Source organism: Nonomuraea sp. NPDC047897, assembly GCF_043204415.1.
Classification (GTDB): Bacteria; Actinomycetota; Actinomycetes; order Streptosporangiales; family Streptosporangiaceae; genus Nonomuraea.
Genome location: NZ_JBIDCC010000019.1, coordinates 94,745 through 109,635, shown reverse-complemented (window position 1 = coordinate 109,635; position 14,891 = coordinate 94,745). Strand labels below are relative to the sequence as shown.

Below are 14,891 nucleotides of genomic sequence, written 5' to 3'. Positions count from 1 at the left end.
GCGAAAGGGACATTCGATGCGGCTTCGTGAGGTGGGTGACGACACCCTGACCTGGTCGCTCACACGGCGGACCGGACGGCCTGGCCTCTATGTCCCTTCTGCCCGGCTCGGCCTCTATCTGGCCCTGCGCGGCCTGGTGCCGCGCGGGCAGCGGGTCCTCATGTCTCCGGTCAACTGCGAGACCGTGCTGTTCGCCGCCGTCGCCGCCGGGCTGCGCCCGGTCATGGCGCCGGTCTCCCCCGACGACGCGACCATCGACGTCGACCTGGTCGACTGGCGCGGCATCGGCGCCGTGGTCGCCACCCACATGTACGGCCTGCCGGGCCGCGTCGAACGGCTGGCGGCCGAGTGTCACCGGCGTGGCATCGTGCTCGTCGAGGACTGCGCCCACGCCTACCTGACCGAGGTGGACGGGCGGCACGTCGGCACGTTCGGCGCGGCCGGGGCCTTCAGCCTGTCCAAGCACCCGAGAGCCGGGGCGGGTGGCGTGCTGACCGTCGCCGACACGGCCACCCGCGACCGGCTGGCCCTGCTGCGCGACGGGCTGCTCACCGCGCCGTCCACCGGCGGCGAGACGCGCGCGATGCTCGGCCCGCTGCTGCGCGACGCCGTCTACGCGCTGCGGCTGAGCACGCCGGCCTGGCGGGCGGCCCGCGCCCTGGGCATCGAGGCCACCCACACCAGCGACGACACGCGGGCCCGCGACCTGGCCGCGACGGCGGCCGGGCACGAGGACCTGCCGGCGTTCGACCGGTGGATGTCGGTGGGGTCCGGCGGCTACCGCACCGCGCACGGGCCGCTGCTGCGCCGCTTCGCGGCCGGGCGGCAGCGCACGGCCGAGCGGGAGCGCGAGCGGCGCGTGCGGGGCGTGCGGCTGCTGGCCGAGCTCCCGGTGGTCGCGCCGCCGGTGCGGCGCTTCGCCGACCAGCCGCTGTTCAGGGTGCCGCTGATCGTCGAGGACCGCGACGCGGCCAAGGACGCGCTGGAGCGTCGCGGTGTCATCACCACGGCCCTGTACACGCCGCCGCTCGACGACGACTTCGGCCCGACGCTCGCCGAGCCGGGGCCGACGCCCGAGATCGCGCTGTGGTGGACCCGGCACGTGCTGCCGGTGGACCCGCTGCAGGCCGCCCGCGCGCTGCCGGTGCTGCGCACGCTCGGCGCGCCGGTGCGCCCGGCGGTCCGGTGACCCGGACTACATCAACTTCACAGTTACCTGCATACACTCTAGGTCGCCGAGCGTAACGAGCCGGCCGCCGCCCATCACGGAGAGCCACATGCCGCAGGAGACCGGGGGCAAGCACGCCGTGCCCCGCAAGAGCCGTCGCAAGCTGTGGGCCGTGCTGGCCGGGTTCTCGGTGCTCGTCGCCGGAGGAACGGTGGTCTACGTCGCCACCCGGCCCGACGTGGGGGCGGTCACGCAGGGCGCGGGCACGCCCGACCGGCCCTGCTCGGCGCCGGCCACGCTCAGGCAGGGGCCCGCGTGCGGCGCGTGGTGGGGGATCTACACCCCGCCGGTGCGGGGCAGCATGCTCACCTCGGTGCGCACCCTGGAGCAGCAGGTCGGGCGGACGTTCGACATCGTGTTCACCTACCACGACATGTCCGAGTCGCGTAACGGCCTGATGCTGCGCGACGACGAGCCCGACCTCGGCCGCGACCGGCTGCTGCTGCTCGGCTGGGAGTCCGAGCGCTGGGAGCACGGTGACAGCATCCCCTGGCGCTCCATCGCCCGCGGCGAGGCCGACGCGAGCGTCATCGACCCGCAGGCGCAGCGCATCAAGGCGTACGGCAAGCCGGTGCTGGTCGGCTTCGACGGCGAGATGGAGCTGCGGCCCGACAGCGGCACCCCGGCCGAGTACGTCGCCGCCTACCGGCACATCGTCAACAGGTTCAAGGAGCTCGGGGTCACGAACGTGGCGTGGGTGTGGGGTGTCACCGGCTACTACCCCTACCGCAACCGGTGGAAGGCGTTCTATCCGGGCGACGCCTACGTCGACTGGGTCAGCTACGACCCCTACAACTTCGCCCGCTGCCGCAACGCCTCCTGGCAGAGTTTCGAGGACACGATCGAGCCCACCTACGACTGGCTGATGAGCAACGGGTTCGGCGGCAAGCCGTTCATCCTCAGCGAGTACGGCACCGAGAGCGACCCGAGGGACCCCGACGCGCGCGGCCGTTGGTACGAGGACGTGCCCGCGGTGCTGGAGGACCTGCCGAACATCAAGGCCGTGGTCCAGTGGAACGCTGTGGACGACAACAGGTGCGACTTCACGCTGACCGGCCCGGGCACGCTGGCCACCTTCGCCGAGGCGGGCAAGGCTCCGTACGTCCGAAGGGACCTGCCGAAGACGCCGGCCTGAGGCGAACTTCCACCGCGCCAGATATGTCGAAGTATTTGGGGTTTCGCACCGTAAAGCCTGATCATGAGGCATGCGTTGCCACCCCCGATACCGAGTAAAGTCACAGGCAGTCAGCACGCAGGGCCACGCCAGCGAAAGGTAGACCGGTGGAGGGCAGGAAGACCGACGAGGTGACCGACGACTCGGCCACCAGGGCCATCCGGCTACCACGCGGCCCCCTCTCCCCGCCCGGCGCCCCACCGGCCGCCGAGGAGGACGACGGATCGGAGACGATCCAGGTGATCCTCCCGCTCGCCCGGCCCGGGTCCGGCGACACCGATCCCGCGGCCGACGCCCGCGGACCCGTGGGCGTCGACGCCTCTCCGGCCGACACCTCTCCGGCCGACACCTCTCCGGCCGACGGCTCTGCGGTCGACGGCGACGATGACGACCGCACGCTTCCGGGCCGCCCCCTGCCCGTTCGGACCGTTCCCGACGCCGTGGAGGGCGCCCAGGGCGACGGCGGCTGGGAGGCCGCCGAGCACGACACGGACGAGCCTCCCGGCGAGGACGCCACGGCCACGCAGACGTGGGCGTTAGCGGACATCCGGCAGCTCATGAACAAGGGGCCCGAGCCCGCGCAGGACACCGCCACGGCCGACCCCGTGGGCGACGCTCCGGACGCTGCCCGGTCCGCGGACGGCACCGTCACCGGGGACGTGGCGGCCGACGACGAGGACGACGCCACCTACACCCGGCCCATCCCCAAGATCGCTCTCAAGGAGCTGCCCGCCGCCGAGCCCGCCGCTCCCGGCGACCTCCCCCCGGCCCCGCCGAAGCCGCCCACCCTCTCGGTGGTCATCGTCACCGGCGAGGTGGCCGCGTGGCACAACCTGCGGGTCACGCTCGCCTCCCTGCGCGCCCAGCAGGCGCCGCCGGAGCAGATCGTCGTGGTCGTCGACCACTGCCCCGAGCTGGCGGAGCTGGCCCGGTCCGCGCTCGACGGCGTCGTCGTGCTGCACAACGAGGGGCACCGGGGCGTGGCCGCGGCCCGCAACCTCGGGCTGTCCGTGGCCACCGGCGACGTGGTGGCCTTCCACGACGACGAGACCGCCGCCGAGCCCGACTGGTCGGCCGCCCTGATGGAGGCGTTCGCCGACCGCCGGGTGCTGGCCGTCCGGAGCAACCTGACCCTGCGCTGGGTGTCGGGGCGGCCCACGTGGTTCCCCGAGGAGCTGACGTGGCTGATGGGCGACTCGTGCACGGGTTCGCCCGACGAGAGCGAGCCGCTGTCCGACCTGTACGGCGCCGGCCTGGCGTTCCGGCGTGAGGCGCTGACCGAGGTCGGCGGGTTCCCCGAGGACCTCGACCACCAGGCCGGCCACGTGCTGGCCGAGCCGCCCGGCGGCGTCAAGGCCGAGCTGTGGCACCGGCTGCGCGACCGGCACCCGAACGGCAAGGCGGTCTACGAGCCGGCGGCCAACGTCCGCTCCGGCATCTCGGCCCGGCGCGCCACCCGCGCCTACGTGCTCGCCCGCTGCGTCGCCGAGGGCAAGTCGCTGGCCGCCGTGCCGCAGCGCGACCGGGGCCGCAGGGAGCTGAGCACGCACCTGGCGCAGGTGAAGGCGTCGCTGCCGCGGACGGCGTTCCACGCGATCACGCTGACCGGCCCCAACAACGTCAAGCCGTGGCAGGCGCTGCTGACCCGGCTGATGGCGATGCTCGCCACGCTCTTCGGCTACCTGAGCGGCCGACTCGACTCCACGCGTACCGACCACATCCCGCAGGCGAGCAACCTGACGTGGTTCGTCGCGCGGACCGCGCTGCCGGTCTCCACCATCCTGTGGGGGCTGTCGCTGCGCTCGGTCAACCTCGAGGAGATGACCGACCTCGGGTTGCTGACCGTGCTGCCGGCCACCTTCTGGGTGGCGATGGCGCTCATGGTCATCGGGTTCGTCGCCCTGCTCGGCGACCGGCACGCGCTGGAGCTGTGGCACGCCGGCTACGTGCTGATCCTCATCGCGGTGCTGCACGCCACCCCCAGCCTCCTGTATCCCACGCTGCGCTACTCGTGGGCGTGGAAGCACGTGTCGGTCATCGACTACCTGATCCGGCACGGGGCGACCGATCCCGGCAACGGCCCGCTGTCCGCCTACCACCAGTGGCCCGGCTTCTTCTCGTTCTTCGCGCTGATGACCGAGACGGCCGGCCTGGAGAACGCGGTCGACATCGCCAAATGGGGGCCGCTGGCCTTCAACGTGGCCACCCTGCTGCCGCTGCTGCTGCTGTTCCGCACGGTGACCCGGGACCGGCAACTCATCTGGGGCGCGATCTGGGTCTACTTCTCGTGCTCGTGGGTCGGCCAGGACTACTTCTCGCCGCAGGCGACCACGCTGGCGCTCTACCTCATCGTGCTGGCGGTGGTGGTGCGGCGGTTCCGGCGGGGCCCGATCCGGGCCGGCGACGACCCCGACGGGCTGGCCGCCGAGCCGCCGCCCATGACCTCGACCTACACCCGGCTGACGTGGGCGCTGCTGCTGGTCGTCCCGATCGCGGCGATCGCATCCTCGCACCAGCTCACGCCGCTCATGCTGGTCGCCACCCTGGCCTTCCTGTTCGTGCTGCGCAGATACCGCAACCTCGGCATCCTGCTGCTGAGCGCGGCCCTGGCCGGCGGGTGGGCGGTCGGCGTCGCGTGGAGCCTGCTGGAGAGCAAGCTCAACTACATCATCGAGTCGCTGGGCGACGCCCGGTCCAACCTCAACGCCGGTCTCGTCGCGCTCGGCGACGTCGCGCCGGGCCAGGTGATCGTGGCCTACGCGGACCGGGCGCTGTCGGGCGGGCTGTGGCTGCTGGCCATCGCCGGCGCCGTGCTGCGCAGGCAGTGGCTGCGCAGGCCGGGCCTGCCGCTGCTGATGATCGGGCTGAGCCCGCTCGTGTTCCTGGCGGCCGGCAGCTACGGCGGGGAGATCATCTTCCGCGTCTACCTGTTCACGCTGCCGCTCACGGCGTTCCTGGCGGCGTCGGTGTTCCTGCCCAACCGCCGGGCGTGGGTCAGGGTGGCCGTCCTGCCGGTCGTGCTGCTGCTCATGGTCGGGGGCTTCTTCTTCGGCAACTACGGCAAGGAGCAGAGCAACTACTTCACCCTGGACGAGGTGCGGCTGGTCAAGCAGCTCCACCGGATCGCGCCGGAGAACTCCCTGATCGTGGCGCCCACGTTCTACCTGCCGGGCGCGTACGACGACTACGACAAGTTCGACCAGCTCTGGCTGGACGAACTGCCGCCGACGCGCACCGCGGTGCCCAACCTGCCGGCGTACGTGCCGACGCTGTCGGAGTTCGTGCAGAAGCCGACGCCGTCGCTCGTCAGCCTCATGTCGAAGATCCCGCCGGGGGCCAAGGGCTACCTGGTGCTCAACCGGGCTCAGCGGCCGGCGACGGAGACGGCGGGGATCCTGCCGAAGGGCACCATCGACCGGCTCAAGCGCGAGGTGGAGACGAGCGGCCGGTTCAAGCTGGTGCTGAGCAGTCCCGGCGGAGTCGTCTACGAGCTGCTTCCTGCGAGGAAAAAATGACCTTCTCTCGGGTGTCGCTGCTGCTGCTGGCCGCCTCGGGCTGGCTGGCGGTGCTGGTGACCCAGGCCGCGCCCGGCTCCGCCCTGCGGGTGGTCACGACCATCGTGTTCCTGCTGGTGTGCCCGGGGGCGGCGGTGATCGGGCTGGTCCGCCCGCTGCTCGGGCGGCGCGACCACACCGGTGACGCCATGGAGAGCGGAGCGCTGGCGCTGGCGATCAGCATCGGGCTCGGCATGATCGTCAGCGAGCTCTACTTCCTGACGGCGGCGTTCACCATGTCGCGCACGCTGATCACGCTCGCCGCCCTCACCTCCGTGGCGGCGCTCGGCGCGCTGGTGACGACCCGGCGGGCGCACCGCGCGCCGGCGCCCCGCGTCAACCGCCGCCGCGAGCCCCAGGACTGGTAGCCGCCGCCCGGCTCAGCCGGAGGCGGCGTCCTGCGCCCCCGTGGCACCGGGCGTCCCCGCGGGCGGGGAGCCGTGCACCTCCTCCGGCGGCCGCTGCCCGCCGGCCGGGCCCGGGACGCCCGCGAACCGGTACGGGACCGGCGACCTGCCCGGCTGCACCACGAGGACAGCGCCCGGCTGCTCGGCGTAGAAAGCCGACTCCACGGCGGCGGCCACGTCCTCGGCCGTCAGCAGCGGGAACCCGGCGCCGCGGAACGTCTCGCGCATCTCCGCCACCAGGGGCGTGTCGGTGAAGCCGGGGCAGACCGCGCCGATCCGGATGCCGTCGGCGGCGAGCGGCTGGGCCAGCGCGCGGACCAGCCCCACCACGGCATGCTTGGTCATCGTGTAGACCGGGTCGCCGTCGTAGCCGACCAGCCCGGCCAGTGACGCCGTGACCACGATCGCGCCGCCGCCCGACCGGCGCAGCGCGGGCAGCGCCGCCGCGACGCCGAACACGACGCCGTCCACGTTCACGCCGACCGCGCGGCGGTAACGCTCGGGGTCGAAGGCGGACAGGTCCACGCCGCTGACGATGCCGGCGTTCAGGTGGACCAGGTCGAGCCGCCCGTACGCCTCCAGGGCCAGCGCGACGGCGCGCTCCGACGTCTCGCGCTCGGTGACGTCGCCCGTCACCGCCGTGCCGCCGAGCTCCTTGGCCAGCCGCTCGACGGCGTCGTGGTCGACGTCGACCAGGACGCACCGGGCCCCGCCGCCGGCCAGCCGGTGGGCCGTGGCGGCCCCGATCCCGCCGGCCGCGCCGGTGATCAACGCCACTGAGCTCATGATGGGGCCTCCTGGTCGAGCATGCGGTGGGCGCGGGCGATCAGGGTGGGCACGGCGGCCCCGATGCCGTCGAAACCCTCCCCCACGGTCTTACCCTGCCGGAACCGGGCGTGGATACCCTCCACGATCACCGCGAGCTTGAAGTTGCCGAACGCCACGTAGAAGCCCAGGTCGCCGATGTCACGGCCGGACACCTTGGCGTAGTGGGCGGCGAACTCGGCGGCGTTGAGGAAGCCGGGCGCGAGCGTCACGTCACCGGCGACGGGCAGGCTCGCGCGCTCGTCGTCGCCGGGGTCGTGCCAGTAGGTGAGGGTGAGGCCCAGGTCGGCCAGCGGGTCGCCGAGGGTGGACATCTCCCAGTCGACCACGGCCATGATCTCCGGCGGCTCGGCGGCGGCCAGGCGCACCAGCGTGTTGTCCAGCCGGTAGTCGCCGTGGACGAGCGTGTTCGCCGAGGTGGCGGGCATGCGCGCGCGCAGCCGGGCGACCAGCCGGTCGTACTCGGGCAGGTCGGCGGTCTTCGACCGTTCCCACTGCTGCTCCCAGCGCTGGAGCTGGCGGGCAAGGTAGCCCTCGGGGCGGCCGAAGTCGGCCAGGCCGGCCTGGCGGTAGTCGACGTCGTGGATGGCGGCGAGGACCTCGGCCAGCCGTTCGGCGAGCCGCCGCGCCCGCTCGGGCGGCAGGCCGCCGAGCTCCTCCTTCTCGCGTACGGCGGTGCCGGCCACGTGGCCCATGACGTAGAACGGCGCGCCGAGGACGTCCTCGTCGGCGCAGAAGGCCAGCGCGGGCGGGACCGGCACGGGCGTGTCCGCCAGGGCGGAGATGACCCGCCACTCGCGTCGCATGTCGTGCGCGGTCGGCAACACGTGGCCGAGCGGCGGGCGGCGCAGCACGACGGGCCGCTCGCTCGCCTCCACGAGGTAGGTGAGGTTCGACTTCCCGCCGGAGATCAGCGACGCCCGCAGGGGCTCGCCCGCGCTGGGGACCTGCGCGGCCATCCAGGCGGCCAGCCGGGGCCAGTCAATGCCGGGTACGGTCATGGGACCACATTAGAACGCCGCTCTGGTTCGCGGCGCAACGAGCCGCGCGACGAGCCGGGCGAGGATCGCGCAGCCGCGGCGCACCTCCGGCAGCGAGGCGGAGCCGTACCCGATGACGAGGCCGTGCACCCGCGGGGGTCCGTGGTGGTGGCGGGCGGTGGTGTCGAGCAGGACGCCCTCCTCGCGGGCCGCAGCGACGAGCGGCGCGACCGCGTCCGCCGGGAGCTCGGCGAGGACGTGCAGCCCGGCCGTGTCCCCCCGCAGCCGGCACACGCCGCCGAGCACCTCGACGACCACGGCGCGGCGCCGGGCGTACTCCAGCCGCATGCGACGCAGATGCCGGTCGAGGTCGCCGCGTTCGAGCAGGGTGGCGACGGCCTGCTGGACCGGCCCGCTCGTGCGGTCGCCAAGGCCGTCCCGCAGGGCCGCGACACGGTGCACGAGCTCCTCCGTGCCGACCAGCCAGCCGAGCCCGACATCGGGAGCCAACGTCTTCGACAGGGTGCCGAGCAGCACGACGCGCGACGGGTCGAGCCCGAACAGGGCGGGCAGCGGCGCCACGTCGTAGCGGAACTCGGCGTCGTAGTCGTCCTCCACGACCGTCGCCCCGGTGGCGCGGGCCCAGCCGAGCAGGCGTTCGCGGCGCGGGATCGGCAGGCGTCCGCCGAGCGGGTACTGGTGGGCCGGCGTGGTGTAGAGCAGGCCGAGATCGCCGGGAAGGCCGTCGACGACCACGCCGTCCTCGTCCACCGGGCAGGGCACGATCTCGGCTCCCCTGGCCGCGAACACCGCGCGGGCCACCCGGTAGCCCGGCTCCTCGACACCCGCCCGGCCGCCGCCGGCGAGCAGGGCCAGCGCGCACAGGTCGAGGCCGTTGCCGGTGCCGCGGGTGACCAGGATGTTCTCCGGCCCGACGGTAACGGCCCTGGTGCGCCTCAGGTGGTCGGCCAGCAACTCCCTGAGGTGGGGCAGGCCGTACGGGTCGGGGTCGCCGCCGGGTGGCAGGTCGGCGGCCCTGCGCCAGGCCCGCCGCCAGGCCGGCTCGTCGTAGTCGCGCACCCAGGGGTGTCCTGGCCGCAGGTCCACCTGCCGCACGCCGGGCCTCGCCCCCGCCGCCCCGCCGACGCTACGGGCGCCGGACGCGCCGCTCGCGGGCGCCGCACGGGGGCGGCTGGGCACGCCGTTCGCGGTCGCCGTGCAGGGAGGACCGGGCAGGCCGCTCGCAGTTGCCGCGCCCGGGGAGCCGGGCAGGCCGTTCGCGGTCGCCGCGTGCGAGCCGCCGGCCGTCGTGCCGCCGCCCGGCTCCGGCGGGACGGGGCGGCGGGGAGTCTCGGCGGGGGCGACGAACGTGCCCGAACCGTGCCGGCCCTCCAGCCACCCCTCGGCGTACAGCTGCTGGAACGCCTCCGTGATCACCGTCCTGCTCACTCCGAGCTGCGCGGCGAGCCCGCGCGAGGACGGCAGCCGCTCCCCCGGCGCGAGCGTGCCCGCCAGCATCGCCCGCCGCAGCCAGTCGGCGAGCTGTGCGGACAGCGGCAGGGCCGCTCCCCGGTCGAGGGAAACGGGCAGGTCGACGAGGCTGCGCACGAAAGTGGTCTCCGAGAAGCGTCTGATAGTGGCCCTACAGGATAGGTCCACTTCGCCGTTAGCGTCGAACGCATGCTCTCCACCACACCCCGCACCAGGCTCGGCCGCGAGAAGCACCGCGGCAGCACCGACCGGGACGACCTGTACGAGGTGCTCGACACGGGGCTGTTCTGCCACCTGGGCGTGGTGGTCGACGGCTGCCCGATGGTGGTGCCCACCGGCTACGGGCGCATCGGCGACACCCTCTACCTGCACGGCTCCACCGGAGCCCGCTCGCTGCGCGCCGGCGACGGCACGGAGGTGTGCGTCACGGTCACGCACGTGGACGGCATCGTGCTGGCCCGGTCGGCGTTCCACCACTCCGTGAACTACCGCTCGGCCATCGTCTACGGCCGGGCCAGGCTGGTGACGGACGAGGAGGAACGGCTGGCGGCACTGCGCGCGCTGACCGAGCAACTCGCTCCCGGCCAGTGGGACTACGCCCGGCGGCCGTCGCGCAAGGAGCTGGCGGCCACGGCCGTCCTGGCCCTGTCGCTGGCGGAGGCGTCCGTCAAGATCAGGCGCGGCGGGCCGAGCGACGACCCCGAGGACTACGCGCTGCCCGTCTGGGCCGGGGTGCTGCCCCTGGAGACCTCGTGGGGTGCTCCCGTGCCCGACCCGGTGCTCCCAGAAGGTATCGACGTACCTGTTCACATCAGCGGCCGGCGGTAGTTCCATGAATCAGGAACCACCTGGCAAACTTCGCCCCTAGATCACGCGTCTCATCAGGTGGGCCAACTCCTGATGGGAGGCAGGCAGTGGAGTGGAGCGCTCCGGGATACACGGAGGTCAGGCAGCTCGGCGCGGGTGCCGGCGGCCGGGTCGTCCTCGCGGTGCACGACGAGACGGGCGTCAAGGTCGCGGTCAAGTACCTGTCCGAGCGGCTGCTGGGCGACCCTGAGGCGCTGGGCCGCTTCCAGGCGGAGGCCCGCCTGCTGATGACGCTGCGCGACCAGCACATCGCCACGCTCTGGGAGTACGTGCAGGATCCCGGGGGCGCGGCCATCGTCATGGAGCTCGTCAACGGCGTCTCGCTGCGCGCGCTGCTGCGCGAGAACGGCACGACGGGGCCGGAGGCGGCGCTGGTCGTGCTCAAGGGTTCGCTGCTCGGCCTGGCCAGGGCGCACGCGATGGGCCTGGTCCACCGTGACTACAAGCCCGAGAACGTGATCGTCCGCCCCGACGGCGTGAGCAAGCTCGTCGACTTCGGCATCGCCGTCCGCCAGGGCACCGTCTCGACCCCCGCCGGCACGCCCCCGTACATGGCGCCGGAGCTGTGGGCGGGCGCCCCCGCCTCACCCGCGACCGACGTGTACGCGGCGGCGACGGTCTTCTTCGAGTGCCTCACCGGCCACCGGCCCTACCGGTCCACCGAGCCGAGCGTGCTCGGCTACCAGCACGTGTACGCGCCGGTCCCGGTACACGACGCCCCCGAACCGGTCCGCGAGCTGCTCATGCGCGGCCTGGCCAAGGACCCTGCCGACCGGCCCGCCCGGGCCGAGACGTTCGTGGCCGAGCTGGAGGAGGCGGCCAGGGCCGCCTACGGCGAGGACTGGGAGGAACGCGGCAGGCGCCGGCTGGCCGCGCTGGTGGCGCTGCTCGCCGCGCTGCTGCCGACGCCGGAGCCGCCTCCCGCCGAGACGTCCACCTCGCTGGCGCAGACGGTGTTCCGGGGAGCGGTGCGCGGCGCGCGCAACAACGCGGTACGACTCGGCATGGGCGCGGGACTGGCCGCCGTGGTGGCCGTCGCCGCCGTGGCCGTGCTGACCGGGCGGACGCAGGGACCGAAACCCTTCGACGTGGTCGCGGCCGCGCCGTCGCAGCCAGGCCCGGCCCAGCTCGGCTCGCCCGACCCGGGGCCCGGTCCTGGTGACAGCGGCTCGCCGGAGCCCGCCACGCCGCCGCCCGGCAGCGGGACCGGCCTCCCGACACCCGCCGTCCTGCCCTCCGCATCCCTGACCGCCGCCCCCGAGACGGGGGGACCCGCGTCGGAGGGCCCGCCCACGACCCCGCAGCCGATCCGCCCGACCACGGGTACCCCCACGAGGCCCGCACCCCCGACCGGCACCGCCACCCCGACAGGCACCGCCACCCCGACGAGGACCGCCACGCCCACGGCCACGCCCACACGGACCGCCACCCCGACCCCGACCCCGACCCCCACCCCGACACCCACCCCGACGCCGACACCGACACCGACACCCACAGCGACGCCGAGCGCCACGCCCACGACGGGGACCTCGGTAACCGTCATCGGCGTCGGCGGGCTCACGGTGAACGCCGACGCGGTCGCCGCCGCCACGATCACCGTCCGGGCCACCGGCACCGCCCCCATCACCGCCACCGCCACCTGGGCGGTCGGCGGGACCGTCGTCCACACCCAGCGATCGTCCCTGAGCGGCGACACCTCCTACACCCGCACCCTCAGCCGCGACCTCGGCCGACGCCCCTGCGGCACGACGGTCACCCTGACCGTCGCCACCGCCCCCGCCGCGCCCGGCGGCGCCAGGACAGCCACACTGGTCATGCCGCCCTGCCCCGCCACGGTCACGAACCTGCGGCTCGCGCTCGTCATGGCCGACGCGCCCGGCCGGGCGGCCACCGCGCGGATCCGGGTGACGACCAGCGGAACGGCGGCGGTGCCGGTACGGGCGAGGTTCGCGGTGAACGGCGACACGGTCGCCACCCGGGAGGCGACGCTGTCCGGCAGGACCTCCTACACCAGGTCGCTGGGCCACGCCTTCCGGAGCCGCCCGTGCGGCGCCACGCTCACCGCCTTCGTGACGGCCGGTGACCGGCAGGCCACGGCCCGCACCCGGGTGAGCTGCCCGCCCGGGGTCCGGCGGGTGTCGATCGTGCGGGCGGCGATGACCGGGCGCGGCTCCGCCACCGCGGTCGTCGCGGTGACCACGGCCGACGAGCAGCCGGTCCGGCTGACCGTCTCGTTCACGGCGGGCGAGCAGTCGCGCACGGAGCGGCTGACCCTGTCCGGCGATACCTCCTACACCAGGACGGTCGCCCACGCGTTCGGCGAGGTGCCCTGCGGCGTGACGTGGCGGGTGCTGGCGGTCACCGACCCGGCGGCGGGCAGCGGCGCCGCGGCCAGGTCGGGCCGGACCCCCGCGTGCCCCCCTTCGGAGTCCCCTTCGCAGCCCCCGTCGGAACCGCCGCAGGACGGGCAGCCGGACGGCGGTGAGCCTCAGGAGCCGCGCACCGAGGACGGCCGGGCGGAGGAAGGCCCGTCGGCGGGCCCGGGAACGACGCGCTGACCTGTGACTTCAACCTCATTCAGCCACTCATGGGCGGATACCGGCCCTTTGTGGTTAAGCTACGGTGCGTTTGTTTTGGGTGGGGGCCCAGAAGACTCCAGAGGAGACCGTTATGCACGGCGATGAGCAGTGGGAGGTCCCTGGGTACAGCGCCGTCCGCGAGCTGGGGAGCGGTTCCGCCGGCCGGGTGGTCCTGGCCAGACGTGACCACGACGGCACGGAGGTCGCCGTCAAGTACCTGTCCGACCAGCTCAGGTACGACGTGGGCTTCGTCGCCCGGTTCCGGCACGAGGCCCGGCTGCTCGCCACCCTGCGCAGCCCGTACAACGCCCGCCTGATCGACTATGTCGAGACCGGGTCCGGCGCCGCGATCGTCATGGAGCTCGTCAACGGGGTGTCGCTGCGCCAGGTCCTCCGTTCGGAGGGGCCGACCGGGCCGGAGGCCGCGCTGACCGTGCTCAAGGGTTCGCTGAAGGGCCTGGCGGCGGCGCACGCGATCGGCGTCGTGCACCGCGACTTCAAGCCCGAGAACGTCGTCGTCCAGGGCGACGGCGCCAGCAAGCTCGTCGACTTCGGCATCGCCGTCCGTGCCGGCGAGGGCGGCAGCGCCGCCGGCACCCCGCCCTACATGGCGCCGGAACAGTGGTCGGGAGCCGCCGCGGCGCCCGCCACCGACGTCTACGCCGCCACGGTCGTGTTCTTCGAGTGCCTCACCGGCACCCGGCCGTTCCGCGCGTCCAACCTCGCCGCGCTCGCGCGGCAGCACCAGAGCGTGCAGCCGCCGGTCGAGGAGGTGCCCGCGCAACTGCGCGGCCTGGTCGAACGCGGCCTGGCCAAGAACGCCGCCGAGCGGCCACCGTCCGCCGAGGCGTTCCTGACAGAGCTGGAAGCGATCGCGGCCGAGGCGTACGGGCCGGACTGGGAGGAACGCGGGCGCCGCCGGCTGGCGCGGCTCGCCGGCCTGCTGGCCCTGCTCTTCCCCAACACGCCGGACACGCCGGCGGAGACGCAGACCTCGCTCGCCGAGACCACCTTCGACGAGCCGTCCGGGCTGCTCGCAAAGCTCTCCACGAAGATCCTCATCGGTGCGGTCTGCGTCGGACTGCTGGTGGGCGTGACGATGGTCGCGGTGAACGCCTTCGACGGCGACGCGGCGCTGCGGGCGCAGAGCTCGGAGGTGACGCCCACCACGGCCGAACCCGCGCCCCTCGAACCCGCCGACGACCCGGCCGAAGAGCCCGCCGAAGAGCCGGCCGACGAGGTCCCGGAGGAGACCGGCGAGCCTGCGACGCCGTCCGCCGACGCGGCGTCCGACGAGCCCGTGCCGCAGGCCACGACGTCGGCCGCCGTCCCGGTCGCCACGACGAAGAGCCCCACGCCGAAGGCGTCGACGTCCCCATCGCGCCGGCCCACCCCCACTCCGGTCAGGTCCACCAGGCGGCCGAGCCCCAGCCCGTCTCCCGACCCGGAGATCACCGGCACGGTCGACGACCCGCCGACCACGCGGGTGACGCGGTCGCCCGTCCCGTCGGCGTCGCCCACCACCGCCTCTCCTCCCCCCGTCTCGCCCGCCCCCTCCCCGTCCGACACGCCCAGCGGCTCGCCGTCGACCGGCGGAGGCGGGGACGGCGGCGGGGAGGGAACGCCCCGGGCGACCGGCCCCAGCGGGACCCCTGCTCCCGAACCCACGGCGACGGCCGCCGCCGCGCTGCTCGCGGCCGGGCTGGTGACGTCCGGCACGGTGCCCGTCACACTGGCGGTGAAGCGCCGCATGGCGGGGCGGCACCGGAGGAAGCGCTAGCGGCAC

Annotated in this window: 10 protein-coding genes; 7 read left to right on the top strand and 3 right to left on the bottom strand. The window is 74.1% G+C overall.

Annotation, left to right across the window (positions count from 1 at the left end):
- Window positions 1-16: 16 nt before the first annotated feature.
- The 4 genes from ACGF0J_RS33560 to ACGF0J_RS33545 all read left to right on the top strand — a co-directional run bounded on the left by ACGF0J_RS33560 (window position 17) and on the right by ACGF0J_RS33545 (window position 6,324).
- Window positions 17-1,189: a DegT/DnrJ/EryC1/StrS family aminotransferase gene (locus ACGF0J_RS33560; RefSeq protein WP_393152453.1), complete on the top strand. Its 1,173-nt coding sequence runs from the start codon at window positions 17-19 to the stop codon at window positions 1,187-1,189.
- Between the two features lie 88 nt (window positions 1,190-1,277).
- Entirely contained in the window at window positions 1,278-2,363 is a 1,086-nt protein-coding gene (locus tag ACGF0J_RS33555; protein WP_393152451.1) for a glycoside hydrolase family 26 protein, read from the top strand.
- A 146-nt stretch (window positions 2,364-2,509) separates the two neighbouring features.
- A complete protein-coding gene (locus ACGF0J_RS33550; protein WP_393152449.1) occupies window positions 2,510-5,917 on the top strand; it encodes a glycosyltransferase in 3,408 nt (1,135 codons plus the stop codon).
- A complete protein-coding gene (locus ACGF0J_RS33545; RefSeq protein WP_393152447.1) occupies window positions 5,914-6,324 on the top strand; it encodes a hypothetical protein in 411 nt (136 codons plus the stop codon). The genes ACGF0J_RS33550 and ACGF0J_RS33545 overlap by 4 nt, the downstream gene beginning before the upstream one ends.
- A gap of 12 nt (window positions 6,325-6,336) precedes the next feature.
- Here the strand turns inward: ACGF0J_RS33545 and ACGF0J_RS33540 are convergent, their stop codons facing one another.
- The 3 genes from ACGF0J_RS33540 to ACGF0J_RS33530 are packed head-to-tail and all read right to left on the bottom strand — an operon-like array spanning window position 6,337 to window position 9,776.
- On the bottom strand, window positions 6,337-7,149 hold the full coding sequence (locus ACGF0J_RS33540; RefSeq protein ID WP_393152445.1) for an SDR family oxidoreductase: 813 nt from the start codon (window positions 7,147-7,149) through the stop codon (window positions 6,337-6,339).
- On the bottom strand, window positions 7,146-8,189 hold the full coding sequence (locus ACGF0J_RS33535; RefSeq protein WP_393152443.1) for a phosphotransferase family protein: 1,044 nt from the start codon (window positions 8,187-8,189) through the stop codon (window positions 7,146-7,148). Before ACGF0J_RS33535 ends, ACGF0J_RS33540 begins: the two co-directional genes overlap by 4 nt.
- 9 nt (window positions 8,190-8,198) lie before the next feature.
- Entirely contained in the window at window positions 8,199-9,776 is a 1,578-nt protein-coding gene (locus ACGF0J_RS33530) for a PLP-dependent aminotransferase family protein (protein ID WP_393152441.1), read from the bottom strand.
- Window positions 9,777-9,848: 72 nt separating this feature from the next.
- Between ACGF0J_RS33530 and ACGF0J_RS33525 the strand changes: the two genes are divergently transcribed.
- From ACGF0J_RS33525 to ACGF0J_RS33515, 3 genes are all read left to right on the top strand, one after another.
- The gene (locus ACGF0J_RS33525; protein WP_393152439.1) at window positions 9,849-10,487 is read left to right on the top strand and encodes a pyridoxamine 5'-phosphate oxidase family protein; all 639 of its coding nucleotides are present in this window, start codon (window positions 9,849-9,851) and stop codon (window positions 10,485-10,487) included.
- A gap of 86 nt (window positions 10,488-10,573) precedes the next feature.
- Window positions 10,574-13,084 (top strand): serine/threonine-protein kinase, encoded by a 2,511-nt coding sequence (locus ACGF0J_RS33520; protein ID WP_393152437.1) that lies wholly within the window; start codon window positions 10,574-10,576, stop codon window positions 13,082-13,084.
- A gap of 112 nt (window positions 13,085-13,196) precedes the next feature.
- A complete protein-coding gene (locus ACGF0J_RS33515) occupies window positions 13,197-14,885 on the top strand; it encodes a serine/threonine-protein kinase (protein ID WP_393152435.1) in 1,689 nt (562 codons plus the stop codon).
- Window positions 14,886-14,891 lie beyond the last annotated feature (6 nt).